The 22,360-nt window shown below is 59.4% G+C and carries 15 protein-coding genes; 8 read left to right on the top strand and 7 right to left on the bottom strand.

Translation table 11 applies throughout. The features are described from left to right. Positions 1–2 precede the first annotated feature (2 nt). Entirely contained in the window at positions 3–1,439 is a 1,437-nt protein-coding gene (locus EQV96_RS18640; RefSeq protein WP_095000932.1) for a TolC family outer membrane protein, read from the top strand. Positions 1,440–1,552: 113 nt separating this feature from the next. Then, positions 1,553–6,235, top strand: a complete 4,683-nt coding sequence (locus tag EQV96_RS18635; RefSeq protein ID WP_240882241.1) for a DUF6543 domain-containing protein — start codon at positions 1,553–1,555, stop codon at positions 6,233–6,235. Here the strand turns inward: EQV96_RS18635 and waaA are convergent. Then, positions 6,232–7,509: a lipid IV(A) 3-deoxy-D-manno-octulosonic acid transferase gene (waaA, locus tag EQV96_RS18630; protein ID WP_095017690.1), complete on the bottom strand. Its 1,278-nt coding sequence runs from the start codon at positions 7,507–7,509 to the stop codon at positions 6,232–6,234. The genes EQV96_RS18635 and waaA overlap by 4 nt on opposite strands. 145 nt (positions 7,510–7,654) lie before the next feature. Here waaA and EQV96_RS18625 point away from each other — a divergent pair, with 145 nt between their 5' ends. The 4 genes from EQV96_RS18625 (at position 7,655) to EQV96_RS18610 (ending at position 11,094) form a co-directional block, all read left to right on the top strand. Next, complete coding sequence (locus EQV96_RS18625; protein WP_095000929.1) at positions 7,655–7,987, top strand: SMR family transporter; 333 nt, start codon at positions 7,655–7,657, stop codon at positions 7,985–7,987. Positions 7,988–8,111: 124 nt separating this feature from the next. Then, entirely contained in the window at positions 8,112–9,287 is a 1,176-nt protein-coding gene (locus EQV96_RS18620; protein ID WP_095017691.1) for an FAD-dependent oxidoreductase, read from the top strand. Beyond that, positions 9,284–10,096, top strand: coding sequence for an aldo/keto reductase (locus EQV96_RS18615; RefSeq protein ID WP_095017692.1), 813 nt, complete (start codon positions 9,284–9,286; stop codon positions 10,094–10,096). Before EQV96_RS18620 ends, EQV96_RS18615 begins: the two co-directional genes overlap by 4 nt. A gap of 41 nt (positions 10,097–10,137) precedes the next feature. After that, on the top strand, positions 10,138–11,094 hold the full coding sequence (locus EQV96_RS18610; RefSeq protein ID WP_095000926.1) for a metal ABC transporter ATPase: 957 nt from the start codon (positions 10,138–10,140) through the stop codon (positions 11,092–11,094). 110 nt (positions 11,095–11,204) lie between these two features. Here EQV96_RS18610 and hldE read toward each other — a convergent pair whose 3' ends face one another. Together hldE and msbA are read right to left on the bottom strand one after the other, a co-directional pair. Continuing rightward, the gene (gene hldE, locus EQV96_RS18605) at positions 11,205–12,626 is read right to left on the bottom strand and encodes a bifunctional D-glycero-beta-D-manno-heptose-7-phosphate kinase/D-glycero-beta-D-manno-heptose 1-phosphate adenylyltransferase HldE (RefSeq protein ID WP_095000925.1); all 1,422 of its coding nucleotides are present in this window, start codon (positions 12,624–12,626) and stop codon (positions 11,205–11,207) included. Between the two features lie 167 nt (positions 12,627–12,793). Beyond that, entirely contained in the window at positions 12,794–14,602 is a 1,809-nt protein-coding gene (gene msbA / locus EQV96_RS18600; RefSeq protein WP_095000924.1) for a lipid A export permease/ATP-binding protein MsbA, read from the bottom strand. Positions 14,603–14,759: 157 nt separating this feature from the next. Between msbA and EQV96_RS18595 the strand changes: the two genes are divergently transcribed. Next, positions 14,760–16,625 carry a bifunctional O-antigen ligase/aminoglycoside phosphotransferase family protein gene (locus EQV96_RS18595; RefSeq protein WP_133144745.1) on the top strand — a complete coding sequence of 622 codons (1,866 nt, stop codon included), beginning with the start codon at positions 14,760–14,762 and terminating at the stop codon, positions 16,623–16,625. 2 nt (positions 16,626–16,627) lie between these two features. Next, positions 16,628–17,836, top strand: coding sequence for an acyltransferase (locus EQV96_RS18590; RefSeq protein WP_232527670.1), 1,209 nt, complete (start codon positions 16,628–16,630; stop codon positions 17,834–17,836). Between the two features lie 14 nt (positions 17,837–17,850). On the opposite strand, the gene EQV96_RS18585 is transcribed toward EQV96_RS18590, so the two are convergent. The 4 genes from EQV96_RS18585 to EQV96_RS18570 all read right to left on the bottom strand — a co-directional run bounded on the left by EQV96_RS18585 (position 17,851) and on the right by EQV96_RS18570 (position 22,246). Beyond that, positions 17,851–18,735, bottom strand: a complete 885-nt coding sequence (locus EQV96_RS18585) for a glycosyltransferase (protein WP_095000921.1) — start codon at positions 18,733–18,735, stop codon at positions 17,851–17,853. After that, the gene (locus tag EQV96_RS18580) at positions 18,732–19,883 is read right to left on the bottom strand and encodes a glycosyltransferase family 4 protein (protein ID WP_095020184.1); all 1,152 of its coding nucleotides are present in this window, start codon (positions 19,881–19,883) and stop codon (positions 18,732–18,734) included. The genes EQV96_RS18585 and EQV96_RS18580 overlap by 4 nt, the downstream gene beginning before the upstream one ends. Continuing rightward, positions 19,880–20,764, bottom strand: coding sequence for a DUF6625 family protein (locus EQV96_RS18575; RefSeq protein WP_170943714.1), 885 nt, complete (start codon positions 20,762–20,764; stop codon positions 19,880–19,882). The genes EQV96_RS18580 and EQV96_RS18575 overlap by 4 nt, the downstream gene beginning before the upstream one ends. A gap of 63 nt (positions 20,765–20,827) precedes the next feature. Then, positions 20,828–22,246, bottom strand: a complete 1,419-nt coding sequence (locus EQV96_RS18570; RefSeq protein WP_240882240.1) for a PIG-L family deacetylase — start codon at positions 22,244–22,246, stop codon at positions 20,828–20,830. Between the last annotated feature and the right edge of the window lie 114 nt (positions 22,247–22,360).

Genomic DNA, 22,360 nt, shown 5'->3' with positions numbered 1-22,360 from the left:
TCATGCTGCGCAAACTATCACTGGCTATCGCCGTGTCTTGGGCGTCCAGCGCAATGGCGCTGGAAACCACCGCCCCATTGTCCAGCCAAAACGGCCTGGTCAGCGTTTACCACGAAGCGGTCGACAACAACGCCGACCTGGCGGCGGCCCGCGCCGGTTACGAGGCGCAAAAGGAAGTGGTGCCCCAGGCCCGTGCCGGCTTGCTGCCCAACCTGTCAGGGGGGGCCGAGTCGAGCAACGTGCGCACGGCCATCGACCAGCCATCGTTGACCACCACCCGCAGCGCGATGGTCTACCAGGCCACGCTGGCACAGCCGATTTTCCGGATTGACCGCTGGTTCCAGTTGAAAGCCGCCGAATCGATCAACGAACAGGCTGCACTGCAACTCTCGGCCACCGAGCAAAACCTGATTCTGCAAAGCGCCAATGCCTACTTCTCGGTACTGCGCGCCCAGGACACACTGGCGGCGACCAAGGCCGAAGAGGCCGCGTTCAAGCGCCAGCTGGACCAGTCCCGCGAGCGCTTTGACGTGGGTCTGTCGGACAAGACTGACGTGCTGCAATCCCAGGCCAGCTACGATACGGCGCGGGCCAACCGGATGCTGGCCCAGCGTCAGGTCGAAGACGCTTTTGAATCGCTGATCACCCTGACCAACCGCCAGTACAATGCGATTGAAGGCATGCGTCACACCTTGCCGATCCTGCCGCCGATGCCCAATGACGCCAAGTCATGGGTAGACACCGCCGCGCAGCAGAACCTCAACCTGCTGGCCAGCAATTACGCAGTAAACGCCGCCGAAGAAACTCTCAAGCAGCGCAAGGCTGGCCATGCGCCAACCCTCGATGCCGTGGCACAGTACAAAACCGGCGACAACGACGCTTTCGGTTTGAGCAACCCCAACGCCCTGAACCAGCGTTACGGCGGCGACGTGTCCCAGCGCAGCATCGGCGTGCAGTTGAATATCCCGATCTATAGCGGCGGGCTGACCAGCTCCCAGGTGCGCGAGTCGTACTCTCGCCTGGACCAGACCGAACAACAGCGTGAAGCCTTGCGCCGTCAGGTGGTGGAAAACACACGCAACCTGCACCGCGCGGTCAACACCGACGTTGAACAGGTGCAGGCACGCAAACAGTCGATCATCTCCAACCAGAGCGCACTGGAAGCCACGGAAATCGGCTACCAGGTGGGTACACGCAATATCGTCGACGTGCTCGACGCCCAGCGCCAGCTGTACAACTCGGTACGTGATTACAACAACAGCCGCTACGACTACATCCTCGACAACCTGCGCCTCAAGCAGGCTGCAGGAACGTTGAACCCGGGGGATCTGGAAGCGCTGTCACATTATTTGAAAGCCGACTACAACCCGGACAAGGACTTTCTGCCACCGGACCTGGCCAAGGCCGCCGAAGCCAATCTGCGCTCGCCGGGCAACTGACTTTCGCGCAATTTGATTGGCTGACATATCCAGCTAACACCGTTCCTTGAACGCTCCAGAAGTTAATACGGCATCGGTCGTATGACCTTCTGGAACGCAACACAGGAACGCTCATGCCTACAGTCCCCTCGCCCTCCCTCGCCCTGCCCGAAAATGCCGTACGGGCACAGTTCGCCAACCCGCCCCCACTCACAACGGTCGCCCGGCAAATGCTCGCAGCGGCCATTGCACAGCGCTATCCCTCACTGCGAATCAGCCTCGAACGCACCCGCCTGGCCGTGCCCAGGCCCGGTGGAGGCTGGTCGCTGGAGCCGTTCATGCCCCGGGTGCTGGATTACCTGGGTAGCGGTGTCACGCTGGATTTAAGCCCCGTCAACACACAACCCTACTACCTGACCGATAACGCCCCCGACTGGCTCAAGCCCGATGACGGTGAGTTGGATATGCAGGTTATCGAAAGCCTGGTCAAGGAACTCCCCTGGCGCCTGCCCGTCGGCCTGCAGAATGCACTGCACCAGTGGTGGACAAAAAAAACCGATACCGGCACCAGCCGCTGGCGGTGGCTCAGCGATGTGATGCGGGACACCCTGACAATTGGTGCAATTCGGCAAACCGGTCTGAACCCGGCCGCCCTTGCTGCCATCAACCAGGTCATCACCACGCCCGACCTCGAAGAGCGTATCCGCCTGTATGGCGAGAACGCTGTGCGCGCCTATTGGCTCGAAGCCACCCTGCTGAATCCTGAGGTGGTTTACTCCGGGCTCAATACAAGGATTGCTCTGATCACCCGAAACCAGGTGCTGATGTGCAAAGCTGACGGCGACACCCTCACCTTTAAAAGCATGGACACACTGGGTCAGGCCTGGGCCAGGAAAATCATCAGCTCGTACACCGTAAAAGAAATTCGCATGAAGCAATTTGAGCTGGAGGGCAATTTTTTCGATGCCAGCGCCGCCGCCATTCTGAACCGGCAACTTGAACGCACAGCCACGCTAAAAGTGCCGTCCAGTATAGGCTGGCAGGCACTGCAAAGGGTTTACAGGTCCATCACGGATACCTCGGCATACTTTGCCGACGCGCCCAAAGCCACCTTGCAGAGCCTTACAACGGTCAAAAACCACTTGCCCGAATGGCTGAATAACGCGTCAGCGGCCAGCATCGCACGCTATCGCCATTACAGCCTTGCCCTGTATGCCGCCAAACAGGCCAGCGAAGGCAAGACCTACCTGTATGGCATCAGCGACATCCACACCTATGCCGCCGACGCGTTGCACTGGCAAATGCGCGCCGACCAGCGACAATTCGAGCAAGATATCCCCATGCAAGAGCGCATGGATCAGTTTGCACCCAATGATATCGAGCTGACTTTTCTGTCCGCCACCGGCCTGCCCGGGACCATCGGCATCGTGGAGAGCACCACCATGAGCCTGACCGAGCTGTCCCTGAAAAATCTGATCGGTCGGCCCGAAGGTGCACTCAGCCTGCGCCATCGCCTGGGGGAGCCACTGCCAGGATGGTTGACGCCCGACTACATCACCCGACGCGGCGGGCTGATCGAAAAGGTCGATATCGGCAGGGTGTACCCCAAGTATCTTGAAAACGCACTGTTGAGCAACACACCCGACGCCCTGGTGCGCGAAAGGTTTTTCGCCACTCAAACCAGCGTGCAACTGCCGATGGAAGCGCTGGAACTGAGCCTGAAAAAACAAAATGGCCTGACCCCGCTGGGCGCCCGCCATGTGGCCGCAGTGGTACACACCTGCGCCGCTGAGCAACAGGTCGAAGGACTGGCAGTGGTCATTCGTCATTTGGCCCTGCTACGCCACCCCGAAGCCCTGCCCGACATTGTGGGCAACATGTTTATCATCGAGCCGGCCAACGTCGAGTATGGGCCACATGTGCTGTACCGGCCTTTTTACTCGCCATCACTGCTGGAGTTCAGCACCCGCGACGCACTGCTGGACGCCATTGTCGAGCCCTCGCCTCTGCAAACCAGCGTACTGACCTGGTTGAGTGACATTGCCCGTCCGATCTACGACAACGGCGGCTTCAAGGAGCCACATTACCTGCGCTTCGGTTTTGGCAGTGAGTTCGCTCCGATTGAACGGCCGGGTCCTGCCAGGCTGGCCACCAACGGCAGCGACGAGTTACTGCAATTTCTACAGAACGGCCAGTTGATGCAGTACCTCTTTGGCTGTAATGCCAGGGCGCTGGTGGAGCAGGCGAACACAGATTCGGTGTCCAATACGGAAAGCCGCTGGGGGGTGCTACTGGAAGGTGGTAGCCTGATTTTCAACAGCCTGTTGCTGCTGCCGGGCTTGCCACCCCCCATCATGCTGACCGGCGGTTTGCTGAGTGTCGCGAAACTGGCCAGCCAGGACATCCCCGCTCTTGCCAGCAGTGACGCCGCGACTCGCGAGCTGGCAGCCGCCGATGTATTGCTTAACCTGGGCATGTTGCTGTTCCACCAGTCCCAGACGGCTCTGCAGAAACTCACACCACTTCCAGAAGGGTTAATGAGCAAGGCCTTGCGAGCGCAGGCGCCGGCCCGTATCGCCGAAATCTGGCCGGAGCCGGAGCCGCCCAAAATTGTCACGGGCATCGTGGCCCTGCCCGGCGAGTTGCCTGGTGCCCGCAGCACCGAGCTGGACTTGGGCATCGCCAGCGCCAGCGATCGCCTGACTGCCAGCAGACGCGAGCTGTTGGCCAGTTTCAAGGTGGCGCGACCCGAAACTTTACCGCCTCCGATACCCGACGGCCTGTTCAAGGGGCTTTATTTAATTGATCAGAAGTGGCACGCCTTGCTCGGTGAAGGGCTGTACCCCGTGCACATCGACAGCGAAGATAATGTCGCCATCTCTTCAAGCACCGATATCAATCGCATTGGCCCGAACCTGAGAACGGATGGTAAAGGTAATTGGTTTGTAGACACCCGCCTGCGTTTACAGGCTGGGGGCCTCTCCAGACGCATAGCGTCCCTGCAAGCGCAAAAAGCCCGGCGTAAAAGTGAACTGCAAACACAGCTGACTGACTTTTACCCCCTTGAAGCTCCGCGGCAGAAGGCCGTTGATATCACCCACAGCGCCCTGAGAAGTGCAATGGCAGACCCACGCTTCACTGCCGAGCAGCTCGCCGCTTTACGCGAGAGGCTCAAAACCGCACTGCACGCGGAGTTGAGCGGTTACCAGGCATTGCTGGCCACTGCCGAGGAACGCAGCAAGCTTGATATCCCCTTTCACGAAACGATCGTGATTTCCATGCTGGAGAAGTCCTTCGACAACCGGATCATCTCCCTGGTTGTCTCGGCAAACGAACAAAGAGCCCTGATCAACAAGTGGCCGCAGTTCAATGCAGAGGACGCTGATATCGAGGCCGCGGTACAGGCAGACCCCCAGGGGTATGCCCAGTCAAACCGCGAGCAGGTGGCAATCAACGAGATCACGATAGAACGTATCGAGCAAAGAGACGGCTATCTGGAGCAGTTGTACAACTTCGGCGAAGCGGGCATCGCTGCCGCTACCGAACTGGCCCGCTCAATACCTGCGGCCGGACATACCAGCCTGACTCTCAAGGGTTTTCAGCTCGACTGCCTGAAACAGGCCAGCTCCACCCCCTCCGCAAGCAGTCTCACAGAAGAAAGCCTTGATAGCGCCATTGACCCGCTCAATGAGCACACCCACACCCATAACCAGCTCAATACTCTGGAAATCGACGCTGACAAACGCCTGGAGGTACTGGACAGCCTCGCGGAGAACTACGGCCAGGCGCTGGATGCCCTGGAAGGCATTGGCTTGATGTATGCCGATGAACTGGATCCCGAGTACTTCAAAAAGCTTCGTCTGTTGCTGACAGAGCTCTATCAGGATGTCACCCGCCAACTGGCGGCCGAGATCAAGCCGCCCCCGCAGCCCCCCGCACAAAGACCTGGAAAGCGCACACCACCTGCCGCTGGTAGTCGCTCCAAAAAAGTGATTCATGTCCGTGGCAAAGGCAAATTGATCGGCGAACTCAGGCCCGCAGACAACGAATGGCTGAGTGATGTCATTGAAATCCGCTCAGACTATGACGAGCAATTACTGTCGACTTATTTGCAGCACGAGGACGAATGGATCGAGATTAAAACCGTGCGCACTGAATCACCGCGCACACGGGCACTGAATATCATCAAGGGTGATGCGCGCAAACTTTACGCCTTGTCCGAATGGCATCTGCACAAGGCCACAGTGCACAGCATGAGTACCCGCTACCCGCAGGAAGTCGAGGAAGAACTCATTCGCGAAGCCAATAAGCTCGACAAGCTGGCCACTGAACTGCACTTGGCCCTGCAGACCCAAGCCGAGGATTCAAGGTCCCAGGACGATCAGACCCTGATCGACAGCATGCGCAGTGCTGCCCAAAAAATGATCAGGGAAGGCAGGGAGATGCGCATCAAGTTGAGCTTCGAACTGCCGCCGACCCATGGCAACCTGCAGTACCTGATTGATGAGAAACAGGTCCAGATAGCGGGGCTAGGCAAGCGCATCCCGTTAACCGGTGAGCGGCAGGACTATATGCAGGAGTACGCCGTCAACGACCGCCAGGGCAGCCCGCTGTGGTATGCCCATTTTCACTATGACGAGGCCCATACCCCGAAAGCGAACTACACGGCCGCTCACTTGAAGACAAAAGAGCAGCGAAAATTCAGCTACATCGTCCAGCTGGACAAGGCTAAAACTGCCCCTGCCATCGTAAACGTGCATCGCGGCCAGATTGGTAAAGACCTGGCCGAACGCTGGTTTCTGCCACTGGCCGACTAGCGCGACATCAACCGTCCCAGGCCATCGAGCAACCGCTGCAAGGCGCCCTGATTGCGCTGCATGACTTTAAGGCCCGCCTGGCCCATGCGCCGGGCGTCTTGCGGCAACTCGAACAAGCGCTGTACCGCCAGCGCCAGCCCTTGGGCGTCGTCCACTTCTTCCAGTGCTCCGGCGTCGCGCAGCATCGCGCTGATTTCCAGAAAGTTGAACAGATGTGGCCCGCTCAACACCGGTTTGGCCAGCGCCGCCGGTTCCAGCAGGTTGTGCCCGCCATTGGGAACCAGACTGCCCCCCACAAAAGCGGTGTCTGCCAGCGCGTACAAAAACAGCAATTCACCCATGGTATCACCCAGCATGACCTGGGTACTTGCGGTGACCGGCTCGCCACTGGAACGGCGCACCGTGGCAAACCCTTCGCGCTGGCACAGCTCGAATACCTGATTGAAGCGCTCCGGGTGCCGAGGCACCAGCATCAGCAACGCATTGGGGTAATGGCCAAGCAATTGCCGATGGGCCGCGAGCACAATCTCGTCCTCCCCCTCGTGGGTGCTGGCTGCAATCCATACCGGGCGAGCCAGAGCCTGCCACTGCTCACGCAGCTCCCGGGCATCGACCAGCAGCTGGGGGTCGATGGTCAGGTCAAACTTGATCGAGCCGGTGACCTCAACGCACTCAGGTCGTGCACCCAATTGACGAAAGCGCTCGGCTTCGGTTTCGGTCTGCACGGCAATCAGGCTCATTTCTTCCAACATGGGCCGGGTCAGGCGGGCGAAGCGGCCATAGCCCTTGGCCGAGCGTGCCGACAAGCGGGCATTGGCGAGCGCCACCGGTATGCCGCGCTTGGCACACTGATGGATATGATTGGGCCACAACTCGGTTTCCATGATGACCGCGAGTTTGGGTTGCACGCGATTCAAAAAGCGCGCGGCCGCCCACGGCAAGTCGTAAGGCAGGTAGCAATGCTGAATACGCGGCTCATTCGCGAACAGCGCCTGGATCCGCTCGGACCCGGTGGGTGTCATACACGTCACTGTGATTGGCAGCTGTGGGTAACGTTTTAGCAGCTCACGAATCATCGGCGCGGCAGCGATGCTCTCGCCCACCGAGACCGCATGCACCCAGATCCCCCCCGGCTGCAGGGTCGGCAGATTCAAGGCGAAACGCTCACCAATACGCCGGGCATAAGCGGGCGCCTTGCGCGCCCGCAGCCACAATCGAATCGCCACCAGTGGCAGCCCCAGATGAAACAGCAAGGTGTAGAGAGTTCTATTCATGGGTGCGGAGTTTACTTGAAAAAGTATTCACGATGATGGCACCGAATACTCCCTACCCTGTCGCAACCAGAACGCACTACACACTTTCACAACTACTAGAATGCCTTGCTGCTAAATTGCCCCGCTCCACACTCAGGACTCCACCATGAACGCCTACTATTACCTGGCCATTGCCATTTGCGCCGAAGTCATCGCCACCGTCTCCATGAAAGCGATCAAGGGTTTCAGTACACCGCTGCCGCTGATCCTGGTGATTGCCGGTTACGCCACGGCATTCTGGATGCTGACCCTGGTGGTGCGAACCATTCCCGTGGGCGTGGCTTACGCGGTGTGGGCGGGTATGGGCATTGTGATGGTGAGTGTCGCAGCGCTGTTTATCTACGGGCAAAAACTCGACATCCCGGCCATGCTCGGCATGGGCCTGATTGTGCTGGGGGTGGTGGTGATTCAACTGTTCTCGAAAACAGCGGGGCATTGAATCCAGCAACGAAAACACCACACCTCGTTCCTTCGGCAGCTGCTACGCAGGTTTACAGGCTCAGGCCAGGTTGTGGATCAGGCTGTATACTTGCGGTCTTTGTCTTTAAACGCCGAGGTCGCCCATGCCATCTGTTATTTCCACCGACGTGCTGATTGTCGGCGCTGGGGTTGCCGGCCTTTGGCTCAATGCCCGCCTGCGTCGCCAGGGCTTCTCCACGATTGTGGTCGAGCGTGAAAGCCTGGGGGGCGGGCAGAGTGTGAAATCTCAAGGCATCATTCATGGCGGCGCCAAATATGCGCTGCACGGTGCCCTGACCGGGGCGTCCGAAGCCATCGCCGATATGCCGCGCCGCTGGCGCGAAGCCCTGGCCGGCGACGGCGAACTCGACCTGAGTGGTGTGCGCCTTCTTTCCGAAGCCCATTACCTGTGGTCGCCGGGCACCCTCGCGGGCAACCTCACCAGCTTTTTTGCCAGCAAGGCCGTGCGTGGCCGGGTCGATCAGGTCAAGGGCGACCAGTTGCCCCCGGCCCTGCAAGATCCACGTTTCAAAGGCAAGGTGTATCGCCTGGCGGAGCTGGTAGTCGACGTCCCGAGCCTGATCGAGCGTCTGGCGGAGTTGGCGGGGGATGGCCTGCTGGCCGGGCAGGTGATTGAACCGCTGTTTGACAACGACGAACTGATTGGCCTGCGGGTCGACGGTCTCGAGATTCACGCCCAGCGTATTGTGTTCAGTGCAGGTGGCGGCAATGCCGAGCTGCTGGCCAGTGTCGGCATCAGCGTTCCGGCCCAACAACTGCGCCCGCTGCATATGGTGCTGGTCAAGGGGCCCAGCCTCAAGCCGCTGTACGCCCACTGCCTGGGCGGTGGGCCCAAGCCACGCATTACGGTAACCACTCACCCCGCGGCCAATGGCGAGTGGGTGTGGTATCTGGGCGGTGATATCGCCGAAGCCGATGGCGTGGCTCGCGAACCTGCCGAGCAAATCGCCGTGGCGAAAAAAGAGCTGGGCAACCTGCTGCCCTGGGTTGACCTGAGCCAGGCGCAGTGGGCCACGTTGCGGGTCAACCGTGCCGAGCCTGCGCAGTCGGGGCTGGTACGCCCGGACAACGCTTTTCTCTCGGACCAGGGCCGTCTGCTGGTCGGCTGGCCGACCAAGCTGGCACTGGCACCGGACTTCTCTGACCGGGTGCTGCAAGCGCTGGAGCACGACGGAATCAAACCGGGCAATGCACCGGCCCTCCCTCCGCTGCCACGTCCACCCCTGGGAAAAACCGCGTGGGAGCAACTGTTGCCATGAGCCAGCCAACCCTGCACGACTTCCATCGCCCGCTGGGCAGTACCGGCCTGCTGGTTTCGCCACTGGGGCTGGGCACCGTCAAGCTGGGCCGCGACCAGGGGGTCAAGTACCCCAGCGGCTTCAAGATTCCGGATGATAACGAAGCGCAGATGCTGCTCAAGCTCAGCCGCGATCTGGGCATCAACCTGATCGACACCGCCCCCGCCTATGGCCGCAGTGAAGAACGCCTTGGCCCGCTATTGCGTGGTCAGCGCCAGGACTGGGTGATCGTCAGCAAGGTCGGCGAAGAGTTTGTCGACGGCCAGTCGAGTCATGATTTCAGCGCCGCACATACCCGGCGCTCGGTGGAACGCAGCCTGCAACGTCTTGAAACGGACTTTATCGATCTGGTGCTGGTGCACTCTGACGGCAATGACCTTGCGGTTCTCAATGAGTGCGAGGTCTACGAGACCCTGGCCGAACTCAAACGCGAGGGCAAGATTCGCGGTTTCGGCTTGTCGGGCAAAACCGTTGAAGGAGGGCTCAAGGCCTTGGAAACCGGTGATTGCGCGATGGTCACCTACAACCTCAATGAACAGGCCGAGCGGCCGGTGATCGATTACGCCGCGGCCCACGGCAAGGCCATTCTGGTTAAAAAGGCGCTGGCCAGCGGGCATGTGTGCTTGAGCCCTGGGGTCGATCCGGTGCGCGCCAGCTTCGAACTGGTGTTTGGCCATCACGGGGTTGCCAGTGCTATTGTCGGCACCATCAATCCGCTGCACTTGGCCCATAACGTGGCGACCGTTGCGCAGGTTCTGCGTAAAACCTGAAGCCGCCGACGCGGCCGACCCCGACGCAAGGAGGAGCCGACATGCCGCGCATGCTGATCCGCAAGAACCCCAGCGACTTCAAAACCCTGCCGTTATTTGTCGAAGCCACGCCAGAGGGCTTGAGCTATCAAAGCATCGGCATGCCGTTGAACTTCGCGCAGACCCTGCTAAAGCGCCGCCCGGTCAAGGTTGCCGATAATGAGCGTTTTTCGCTGGAGCTGGCCAACCTTGGCGTATCCGTGCGACTGACCATGAGTTGGCAAGGTCGCGACTACTGGGTGCTGGTACGTCAGCGTCGTCAGGATCGGGGCGATGTGGTGCTCAAGCTGATCTCTGGTTACGTGCCAGCCCACGAGGTAAGCCTGCCCCTGCACACAGCCATCCAGGAGATTGCCGAAGAGTGCCTGCTGGAAACCCCCGAAGGCTGGCTGAGCGGGCGGTTCAATGAAACATGGCTGCCTGCGCCCTACGCCGCCGCGCTGCATTACCGCGAGGCCATGCCCTTTCGCCTGACCCCCCTGTCCGGTGCGACACGGCCTGTAAGCTGTGGCAGCCAGCCCTTGCTGGAGCGGCCACGGACCTACGTGCACTTGCCGACAGCATCGCTGCAACTGATTTACGACCTGCGTCTGGAAGTGCCCAAAGAGGCCAAGTCCCTGAGCCTTTTCCATGTCGAAGAGCGGCTTGAAGGGGATCAATTGGTAGCGCGGCTGGACCGCAAGCGCCCGGATCTGTACCTGATCCCGCTCACGGAAGGCCGGCCCTGCGCCGAGTTATACACCCTGAGCAAAGACCGCCTGCAACCTGCCAGTACCCGTGGCGTGCGGCTGGCCGAGAGCTTTGCACCGCAGGACGGCTGGGTGGTCCATGACGAGCGGATTCGCTGGAAGGATTGGGTTCGGCAACAGGGTTTAACCCCGCCCAAACCCGAGTCACGGCTCAAGCGCCTGACCGGCAAGGCGCGGCAGATTTTCAGGAAGGTGGTGAAAAAGTCTTAGATTCAAATGTGGGAGCGGGCTTGCTCGCGATTCAGACAACTCGGTTTTTCAGTTACACCGAGTCGACCCGATCGCGAGCAAGCCCGCTCCCACAGGGGGTGTGCGGTCGATCACTGACCGCGAATTTTCTCGACAATGGCTGTGGTCGAGCTGTTTTCAACCAGCCCCAACACTTTAACCGTACCGCCATAGGCGGCCACGATATCGGCGCCAACCACCTGATCGATGCCGTAATCACCGCCTTTGACCAGCACGTCAGGCTTGACCTGAGCCAGCAGATTTTCCGGCGTGGCTTCAGGAAAGCTGATCACCCAGTCCACGGCGCCCAGACCGGCCAGTACCGCCATGCGACGGTCCACACTATTGATCGGGCGACCCGGACCCTTGAGGCGACTCACCGAAGCATCATCGTTGACTGCAACGATCAAACGATCGCCCTGGGCCCGCGCTTGCTCCAGATAGGTCACATGCCCGGCATGCAAAATATCGAAACAACCATTGGTGAAGACGATTTTTTCGTTGTGCGCCCGCGCATCTTCGATGGCCAGCAACAGCTGATCGAGGCTCAGCACACCACGCTCCGACCCTTCTGAGCGCTGGATCGCCCGACGCAGTTCCGGCGCACTTATGGCTGCCGTACCCAGCTTGCCGACCACAATACCCGCCGCCAGATTGGCCAGGGCCACGGCGTGGGGCAGTTCCTCACCGGCAGCAATGGCTGCGGCCAGGGTTGAGATGACGGTATCGCCAGCCCCTGTTACGTCAAACACTTCTCGGGCACGGGCCGGCAGGTGCATGGCGGCAAAGCCCGGACGCAACAGGGTCATGCCATGTTCGCCACGGGTCACCAGCAAGGCACCCAGGTCCAGATCTGCCATCAGCTTGGCGCCCTTGGCCACCAGGTCGGCCTCGTCGGTGCAACCACCGACGATGGTTTCAAACTCACTGAGATTTGGCGTAATCAGGCTGGCGCCACGGTAGATCGAGAAATCCTTGCCCTTGGGATCGGCCAGCACCGGAATGCCCCTGGCACGTGCGGCCTGGATCAGCACCTGATGGTTTTTCAGGGCACCCTTGCCGTAGTCGGACAGCACCAGCACCTTGATGCCTTCAAGCAGGTTTTCAACTTCAGCGCCCAACGCCAGGGCGTCGGTGGCAAACGGTTCTTCGAAATCGATACGCAGCAATTGCTGGTGACGGCTCATGACCCGCAGCTTGACGATGGTCGGCTGGTGCGCAATACGCTGGAACAGTGCACGAACACCCGCACCCTTGAGCCGGTTGGCCAGGCTGTCGGCGGCTTCGTCGTCGCCGGTCACCCCCACCAGCGAGGCAGGCGCGCCCAGTGCAGCGATGTTGAGCGCAACGTTGGCAGCGCCGCCCGGGCGGTCTTCGATTTGCTCGACCTTGACCACCGGCACCGGCGCCTCAGGGGAAATCCGTGAGGTCCCGCCATGCCAATAACGGTCGAGCATGACATCGCCTACCACCAAGACAGGGGCTTGATCGAATCGCGGCATGGACAACTTCATGGACAACCCACATACAAAATGAACAGGGGCGCGATATTAACACAGGGTGAACGCAGGTCAGTTCACGGTATTAATCGCAGCGAATGAGAATCAGACATGAGCTACAAGACTCAAGATGAAGATTCCCCGTGGAGGCAGGCCTGCCTCCACAGGTATCAGTATAGGCCTCAGGCGATATCGCCGGAGACCTCAGGCGCATCAAGCCCCATCGAGTGCAAGCGTGCGTAGTAACCGTTTTGCGCCATCAGCTCGGCATGGGTACCGCGCTCGACAATCTGGCCCTGATCCATCACCAGAATCAGATCGGCTTTCTCGATGGTGGTCAGCCGGTGAGCGATCACCAGCGTGGTGCGACCTTTCATGACGTGGTCGAGTGCCGCCTGGATATGGCGCTCGGACTCGGTATCCAGCGCCGAGGTGGCCTCATCCAGGATCAGCAGCGGTGCGTTTTTGAGTAACGCCCGGGCAATTGCCAGACGCTGACGCTGACCGCCGGAAAGCAGCACGCCGTTCTCACCGACCTGGGTGTCCAGGCCTTGTGGCAATTGCTCGATAAAGTCCATCGCGTAAGCATCACGCGCGGCTTTTTCGATGTCGGCACGCGGGGCACCCGCCAGGTCACCGTAGGCAATATTGTTGGCCACGGTATCGCTGAACAGGGTCACATGCTGGGTTACCTGGGCAATATGACGGCGCAGGTTGAGCAGACGGTAATCTTCGATTTCAACACCATCGAGCAGAATTTCGCCCGCTGTGTGGTGATAGAAACGCGGAATCAGGTTCGCCAATGTCGACTTGCCACTGCCGGAACGCCCCACCAATGCCACCATTTGCCCCGGTTCGGCCGAAAAGCTCACGTCCCTGAGCACCTGACGGTCGGTGTCCGGGTAGGTGAAGCTCAGATTGCGCACTTCCAGACGGCCAGTGACGTGGTCGCGCTCAACAGTGCCGGTATCGACTTCCGGTTTCTCATCCAGCTGTTCAAAGATGCTTTCGGCACCCGCTACACCCTTCTGGATCGTCGAGCTGACTTCAGACAGCTGACGAATCGGCTTGGGTAACAGGCCGGCCAGGGTGATGTAGGCGATCATGTCGCCAGGCGACGAGTCACCACGAAGGTAAAGCACCAGGAACATCAGGATGCCCATAGCTACATAGATGACCAGTTGCAGCATCGGGGTATAGATAGCCCCGGTGCGGGTCATGCGCAGTTGCTTGTCGGTGTTGCTCTGGCTCGCCTGCAGGAAGCGCTTGCGCTCATACGCCTCACCGCCAAAGCTGCGCACAACGCGGTAGCCCTGGATGGTTTCCGAGGCAACGTGGGTTACGTCACCCATCGCCACCTGAATCTTCTTGCTTTGCTTGCGGAATTTTTTGCTGGCTGTGCTCACCATGACCGCAATCAGTGGCAAGATCGCGACCATAACCAGCGTCAGGCGCCAGTTCATCCACAGCAACGAGCCAAACAGGAACACGACTGTCATACCTTCACGGATCACCACCTTGATCGCATCGGTGGCAGCACCGGTGACCATGGTCACGTTGAAGGTAATACGGGAGATCAGATGGCCCGAGTTGTGCTTGTCGAAATAGCGGTTGGGCAAGACCAGCAGGTTGTTGAACAGCTGAACCCGCAAGTCGTGTACCAGGCCCAGGGAGACCTTGGCCAGGAAGTAGTTGCCCAGGAAGGATCCCAGGCCCTGCCATGCGGCGATCAACACAATCAGGATCGGCACGACCTGCAACAGGCGCAGATCACGCAAATAGGGAACGGAAGGAAACAGCACTGCGTCCGGATTGGACAGGCCATCGACGAAATACTTGAGGATGTAACCAAGCATTGGCTGGGTCGAAGCGAAAATAAGAAACCCGACGATACTCAGCAGGAACAGGCCGACATAAGGCCGGACATAGCTGAGCAGGCGCAGATATATCTTCAAGCTCGATTCGCTTGTGCTGGGGCTGGATTCGGTCATATCACGCGGCGGTTAGTAAAAAAGGAAGCTGACTTTATCACAGCTTCTCTGGTGTACTGACTGCCGCTTGTAGCCCGGCCTCGTGGGGCAGTAAAAACGACACTACAGGGCCAGTGCGCTAGTATGGCCGTCCAAAATCTGGAACGAACCTTTCAGCATGCAATTGAGCTACTTAAATTATTCAAAACAACGGGTGTTTGATTTCATTTGCCTATGGCTGCTGCCTGTCGGCCTTTTATTACTTTTATCCGACCTTTATTTTCTACCTGGACGAAGCCTGCATCACAAACTGTATTACGGGCTGTTCAGCATTCCGACCCTGATTGCCCTTGTCTTGCGGCCCAAAGAACTCCGGGACATCTTGCGTGAACCGTTGATCGCAGGCTTCCTGCTGTTTGCTGCTTGGGCCATGGTCAGCCTGATCTGGAGCAACACCGAGGAGAGCATTCTCGGCCTGTTCAAACCCCCGCTGCACCTGTTCATGCTGTTCGCGGGCGGTACATTGCTGGTCAAATACCGCAGTGACAGCCTGCAGCCGGTCATTTTTGGTGCCGCAGTCATTGCCCTGGTCGCGACCCTGTACAACCTGTACATGTTCTACCCCAACCATGATCCGCAACTGCGGATGATCGGAGCCGGTGCTTTCGACAATCCGCTGCTCAGCTCCCACGCATTCGGGTTCTTTTGCATCTACTGGCTAACCCTGGGCATGACCTGCAAGCGCCCGCCAGCCCTGTTTGTGGCCATTCCCGCCTTTGTCATCATGTTTGCGGCGGTGATCGCCACCGGCTCCCGAACCCCGCTGCTGGCCATCGTCATGACCATGGTCTGGCTCAGCTTTATCTGCTGGAACCGTCGCTCACTGGCCCTGATCAGCATGCTCGCTGCAGGGGGCATTGTGGTGGCCACGCTGTTCTGGGACATGCTCGTCAGCCGCGGCAGCTCGTTCCGCTTTGAACTGTGGCAGATGGCGCTGGATCTGATCGCGCAAAGCCCGTGGGTCGGTCATGGCTATGACGCGCACTTGTCTCTGACGTTGCCACAATATCCCGACGACCCCCTGAGCGAGCCCCATAATTTTTTCCTCGGGGTACTGTTCTACGTCGGTTTGCTCGGCCTGCTGCCCTGGTTGTTCATGCAGGCCTGGGGCCTGTACAGCAGCTGGCGTCACCGCGTGCAGCCGTTGTTCATCCTGGCCTCCGCCTGGCTGGTATACGGTATCGGTGCCGGCCTGACCGAGGGTGGAGGGATCATCTCGCGCCCCAAGGAACACTGGTATCTGCTGTGGATCCCGCTGGCCCTGATCGCCGCACTGAATATCGGCCTGCGCCTCAAGACCCTGCGCGACAGGCCGGTTCACCGCCTGTCCGATGCCGCCTTCAATACCCTTGCCAGCCATGCCCAGGTGATTGAAGAAGATGGCTTGGGCCCCAAGGTGCTGCGCCTGCAAAACGGCAACTTCCTCAAGTTGTTCCGCGCACGCCGCTGCTATACCTCGGGCAGCTTCAACCCTTATTCGGAACGTTTTGCCGTCAACAGTGAGCGCTTGCAGGCGATGGGCATTCCCGCGCCGAAAATCCTCGACCTGTTTCAGTTGCGCAATGGCAGCACTGCCGTGCTGTACCAACCACTGCCCGGCCAGACCCTGCGCCAGGTCATGCAGTCGATGGGTTCGCCGGCCATGCGCCAGGCCCTGGTCGAGCGCTTCGGCAAGTTCCTGGCGATCCTGCATGACAAGGGCGTTTACTTCCGCTCACTGCACTTGGGCAATGTGTTGTTGATGGACGATGGCGAGTTCGCCCTGATCGATATCGCCGACATGCATCTTTATCCTTCGGCACTGCGCATAGCCCTGCGCCAGCGCAACTTGCGGCATATGCAACGCTACCCCGAAGACCGTCGCTGGCTGTTCGAAGAGCAACTGCCCGAACTGCTGCAAGGTTATGCCACCCTGGCTCCCGCCCCTGCCGTTACAAGCCTGCGCAACCAGGTTATGGCACTTGCTCAAACCAACGCGCCTTGAGCCTGGACAGCAGTAACCCCTTGTGGGCGGTGCTGGCCTATGGCCTGGCGATCATGACGTCAGCATTGCTGCTGCGGTGGTCGCCGACCATCCAGCGCAATCTGGAGCACTCAGCTCAAGGCCGCTATAGCAGTGTTGATGGCTTGCGCGGCTATTTGGCCTTTGGTGTGTTCATTCACCACACCGCCATTACCTGGGTGTTCCTGCATACCGGGGCATTTGAAATGCCCTCGACCCGGTTCTACGCCCAGATCGGCCTGGCCAGCGTGGCCTTGTTTTTCATGATCACGGCCTTTCTGTTCTGGGGGCGTTTGCTCGAGAAAGGCCGTGAATACGACTGGCTGGCCTTCGCCGTGTCCCGGGTTTTCCGCCTGTACCCGCTATATTTGCCGCTGATGCTGCTGGTGATTGTCAGCGTGTTCTACATCCAGGACTGGACACTCAAGGACACCCCGCTGGAGATTGCCGGCCAGATACTGGCCTGGCTGTTTTTTGATCGCCCGGACATCAATCAATTCCCGCAAACCGGCGGGCTGATTGCCAACGTCACCTGGACCCTGAGCTACGAAGTGTTCTTCTATATGGCGTTGCCGCTGTTCGGGATGGTGTTTCTGTACCGCAGCGACTGGCGACAGACTGCACTGTGCCTGATCGCCATCTATGCGCTGTATCAGGTGGTAGGTTGGGAGCACTCGCTGAAAAAGCACATTCTGATGAGCTTTCTCGGTGGCGTGGCCGCGGCGTACTGGGTACGCACGCCCAGGCTGCTGGCCTGGAGCCGGACGCCCGTTGCAGGGGTCATTGCATTGGTTGTGCTGATGGCCGTGCTGACCCTGTTCCGCAAGAGCTTTGCGTTCTTCCCGCTGCTGTTGCTTACCCTGGCGTTCTCGATCATCGCCTCCGGGCATACGCTGTTTGGCGCATTGGCCAAGCGCAGCATTCGCTGGATGGGTGAAATCAGCTACAGCACCTACCTGTTACACGGCTTCCTGATCTGGCTGATGTTGCAACGCCTGCCACTGGGGCTGCCACTGGATACCAGAGAGCCGCTGGTGTTCCTGCTGCTGGCGGCCCTGAGCAGCTGCCTACTGATTGTGCTCAGCAGCCTGAGCTTCCTCTACATCGAGAAGCCGGGCATGGCCGCAGGCAAAAGGGTTGTGCGCCGACTGCGCCGGCGTACCCGGACAACCTCACAGGTCGAGCCGGAATAACCCCTCGCACGCCGTCAGTCTTTTTCCAGGGGTGAGAAATACAGCCGCCCCAGCCCACGCCAGGTTTTGCCCGTCCAGCGCTTGAACGGAATCTGCGCCAACAGCTCGCGAGCCAGGGCACGATTGCGGTTGGCCGTTTTCAGGAACATGGAATTGAGGAACTTGTAGCGCACCTCGTCGTACAGCGGGTGATCGCTGAACTGGGCATAAATGCGCAGAATGCTGTCGATCATGAACCGGTGGTTCTTGTACGAGTTGGTCGCGTGCTTGCGATAGCGCGCCATCACCACGTTCAGGCCGTCGATAAAGTACCCTGCATGGGTAATCTTCAGCTCGATATACAAGTCTTCCAGGCGAATGCTCGGGTCAAACCCCCCTACCTTGTCCAGTGCTTCACGGCGGATCATCAGGGTCGGCGCAGGCGGATACGGTTTGCGCTCCAGGAACATGTCATCGAAGTCCAGGCGCCGGAACGGTACATCACGGCGCTGGCGTTTTTCCGGGAACAGGTTGCCATTGGCATCGATCAACTCGATATTGCCCGCGCAAATACCTACTTCCGGCTTGCCATCCATGTAGGCAACCTGCACCGCGATACGGTCCGGCATCATGATGTCATCGGAACCGAAGGGCACGATCAGGCTGCCCTTGGCCCGGGCAATCGCACCATTGAGGGTATTGGTCAGGCCCTGGTTCTGTTGCACTCGAAAGTCGAAACCATGTACCGCCTGCAAACGCTGGATACGCTCCACGCTGTCATCAGGCGAGCCGTCATCGATCACCAGCAATTCGATATTGGGATAAGTCTGATCCAGAACGCTCTGGATGCTTTGTTCTATGTAGGGCCCGTGGTTGTAGGAGGCGATGATCACCGTCACCAGGGGTTGCAAGTCAGTCATGGGTGTTCCTTACGGGCCTGGCGCAGGCCCGAGTCGATCAGGTCCAGATACTCCTGGCGGAATACCTCAATGTCGTGGTTTTGCTGCAAGTAGCGGAACGCCTGCTCGCCCTTGGCTCGCAAAGCGTCGTCCGACAGGGCCAGGTACTCGTCCAGCGCTGCGGTGAGCGTTGCCACGTCGCTGGGCTTCACCGCCAGGCCACCCGCCCCTTCAATCAGCGGCAGCATGGCCGGCACATTGCTGGCGATCACCGGCAAGTGCCCACTCATGCCTTCGAGCAGCGCCAGCCCCAGGCCTTCGGCCAGTGAAGGCATGGTCCAGATATCAAAAGCACGCACGTACTGCAGGGCGTTCTCCTGGAAGCCCAACAAATGCGCACGACCATCGAGCCCCAGTTGCCCGATCTGCTCGCGCAAACGCGACTCCTCGCGGCCGGCACCAATAATGGCCAATTGCGCGTTCGGGTATTTGTCTTTCAATGCCGCGAAGGCTTGCAGCAAAAAGCGGTGGCCCTTGATAGGCACCAGACGTCCCAGCGCGCCGATCATCCGCGCATCCTGATCGAGGCCGAGCTTTTCACGCGCCTGCTGGCGTGGCAGCTGCAGGGCTTCGGCCTGCTCGATATCGATGGCGTTGGTGATCGCGTAAGTATTGGCGTCGGTGAAACCGCACTGGCAGTCCAGCAGGTACTGTTTGACCGCAGGCGACACGCCGACAAAGCGCCAGTGCTTGTCGATCAGGCGCTTGGCCTGGCTGCGCCGGTAAAAACGGTCGTACTCGCCAAACCCGTGGGAAATACCCACGCACAGCGGGATTTTCAGCCAGCGGTTGAGCTGCAGCATCATGTTCACCGGCTTGAAGCGGTTGCAGATCACCACATCAAACTGCTCTTTGCGGCAGAACTTGTACAACGCCCACATGGCGCGCAACCGCATGCCCTTGAGCGACTTGTCGCTGAACTCGAAATACACCGAGTGGTCGGCCTTGCTCACTGGCTCGCCCGGCCCCGGGCGCCCACGCAAAAAGGCCGCCGTGATCTCGTAATGCTCACGGGGCAATGCGCGTACGATCTGCTCGGCGAGGTCGGCAAAGTCATGGGACTTGACGTTGTAGTCGGGCTGCAATTGCAAAACCTTGGAACGCTTCATAACTCTCCCCGGTGAAATCCGGTGGCATCAATAACCCAGGCAGGCTCTGCCGCCAGACGCTGGATTGCAACTGGATCGGGAGCAGGCAGCTTGGCCCACTCGTTACGCTTCCAACACACGAAGTGAAAGTAAGGAAAGGTGTGATCGCCGTCACGATCGTTTTTCAATATGCCGTTTTTCCAGAACCACTTGCCCGGGAAATTTTCCGTGCCGTCATGCCACTTAATGCAGCCGCCGGGGGTACTGAAGGCCTCGGTAAACTCACTGGTGCGACGCAGCGGGTTGAACTTGCCCACCAGCTCGAACAGCGGTTTGGGCAGGTTCTTGCGCCACAGGAAGATCCGGCTGAAGGCACCTTCATCCAGCGCATGATGCTGATTGTCAGTAAAGCGCTGCTGCCAGTCCTTTATCCGCATGAACAGCTCGCGCTTGCATGACGTATTGCGCATCAGGCACAAATGCCCCGCGACCCGGCGTTCGTGGGTTGAAAACAGGTCATAGCGGGCCAGCCGCTCGGCGGTGAAATAACTGCGCAGGTCTCCGTACACCAGATCAATATCGCCGAAGGCCCAGAAATCATAGCCCTGCAGACGATCTTCGTGGATATAGCCCAACGCCGGCTTGATATCGCACAGTTTATAAGCCTCTTTGGGTGCGAAATTGATCTTCAGGCGCTCAGAAACCTTACGGCAATAGTCGGTAAAGCTGATCGATTCAACGGTCACATTGGCCGGCAGATTTTCAGGTACCCCACAGTCGCTGAAAAATAGCCAGTTAATATCGGGATTGTGCCGACAGCTTTCTAGGAAAAACGGCATCCAGAACGGCCAGCGGCCGAAGTACGGGATCACAAATAAAATACGCGGTGATGGTTTTATCACAGGGAACTCAATGTAAAGGTCGAGATTAGGGTCAATGCTATGACCGCTTTTTATATGTGCTTATTATTTTAGTTGCCAAAACAGCTCATGACGCCTGACGGCCTTGCGGAAAAACTCATTCTCGCCATAAGGCGATGGCTTTCTGCCTGCCAGGAGTTGCTGTATCGATCGTCTAATCCTGCGCTTGAGCGCAGCCCGTGGCTGCAGGTCATGCATCATCCCCAGCGCCATGGCCTTGTCGCGTTGCTGTGCAAGGCTCAACGGCAGGCTGCAAGGGCGCAGGCTGAGCGTGGCATCGAACACCGGCGGCAAGGCAATGCCGTCACCGCTGTTACCCATCGGCCAGCGATCGTTGTCATGCAGGTGGTTGGCGTAGCCGAGCACCGTGGTCGGCTGCCACTCCAGGCCTTCAAGGGCCTCGATGACAGCGTCATGGGCACAGATATGGTCCGGGTGCGGGTCGATTGACGGGTGCGGAAGCACGATCACTTCAGGGCGCGCGCGCAGAATCAATGCACGCAAGTCGGCCAGCAGGTTATGCCAGGTCGGCGCGCCGTCCTGATCGGCGGGCAACGGGAACGGGTTGAATTGGCGGAATACGCGAATGTCGCTCAAATCGGCCTCGCGCGAGGCCATCGGCTGATCGGGAGCGCCCTGCATGGCGGGCAATTGCAGGCAAAAATAACCCAATTGCGCGCAATGGGCTTCAGGCACCCCGGCCCAGCGCGGTACGACCATGCTGTCCCAGGCGCGCAAACGGCCCTTGAGGCGGGCGGCCTCTGCCCGTGGCAGGCCCATTTGCTGATAATGCCCGGCTTCGATTTCGCCAGCGGTCAGGGTCACGATCCAGGCTTCTTTGGCCTGGCTGTACAGGCCAAACGCGGCCAGCTCAGCATCATCGGCGTGGGGTGCGACAACCATGATCCGCTGCTGGCGATAATCGGGTTGACGGAAAATCCGCAGTTCAGGTTGGCCCAAAACGCGGCAGTAGCGCCCGCGCACACGCAACTGCCCCGCGACCAGCGCCTGCGCACAACCACTCACGTTCAGGTAGCGCTGGCCATTCACGCCACGCTCGAAAGTTTGCCGGTCCGCCGACTCGCCACCCGACAGTTGCACATACGGGTCAACAAAGCGTCCCAGCCAGCCACTTTTAACCTTGACCTCCAGGATCAGGGTTTCATCTCCCGCCAGTTGCAGCGGCTGCTCCGCTACCAGCTTGTCGCCCTCAAGGCGCACCGCCGGCTGCTCGCTGCCGGCCGGGAAGCTGTACTGGTAATCGTCCTTGGGCGAATAGAACAGATGATCGGCAAACCATGCTTCATGGGCCACCCAGCCCAGCGCCGCCAACACCGGTGGCAACCACCAGGCCAGCAACACGCCACTGGCAATCAGCACCAGCAGGCCGATCAGCAGGCCAATACGCTTGTTGCGCCGATGACGCTTGAGAAGTTGCTGTTTGCGCGAGGCGGGTTGGCTCATGGCTAGGCTCTTGTGATTGATCTCCCGTGGGAGCGAACCTGTTCGCGATGCAGGCACTGCGGGATGTTAAAAAACGCAGTGATACCATCGCGAGCAAGTCCGCACCTACAAGAT

This window comes from Pseudomonas sp. TMW22080 (assembly GCF_022496745.1).
Lineage (GTDB): Bacteria > Pseudomonadota > Gammaproteobacteria > Pseudomonadales > Pseudomonadaceae > Aquipseudomonas > Aquipseudomonas bubulae.
The sequence above is the reverse complement of the archived record's forward strand: the minus strand, read 5'-3'. Positions and strand labels throughout refer to the sequence as shown.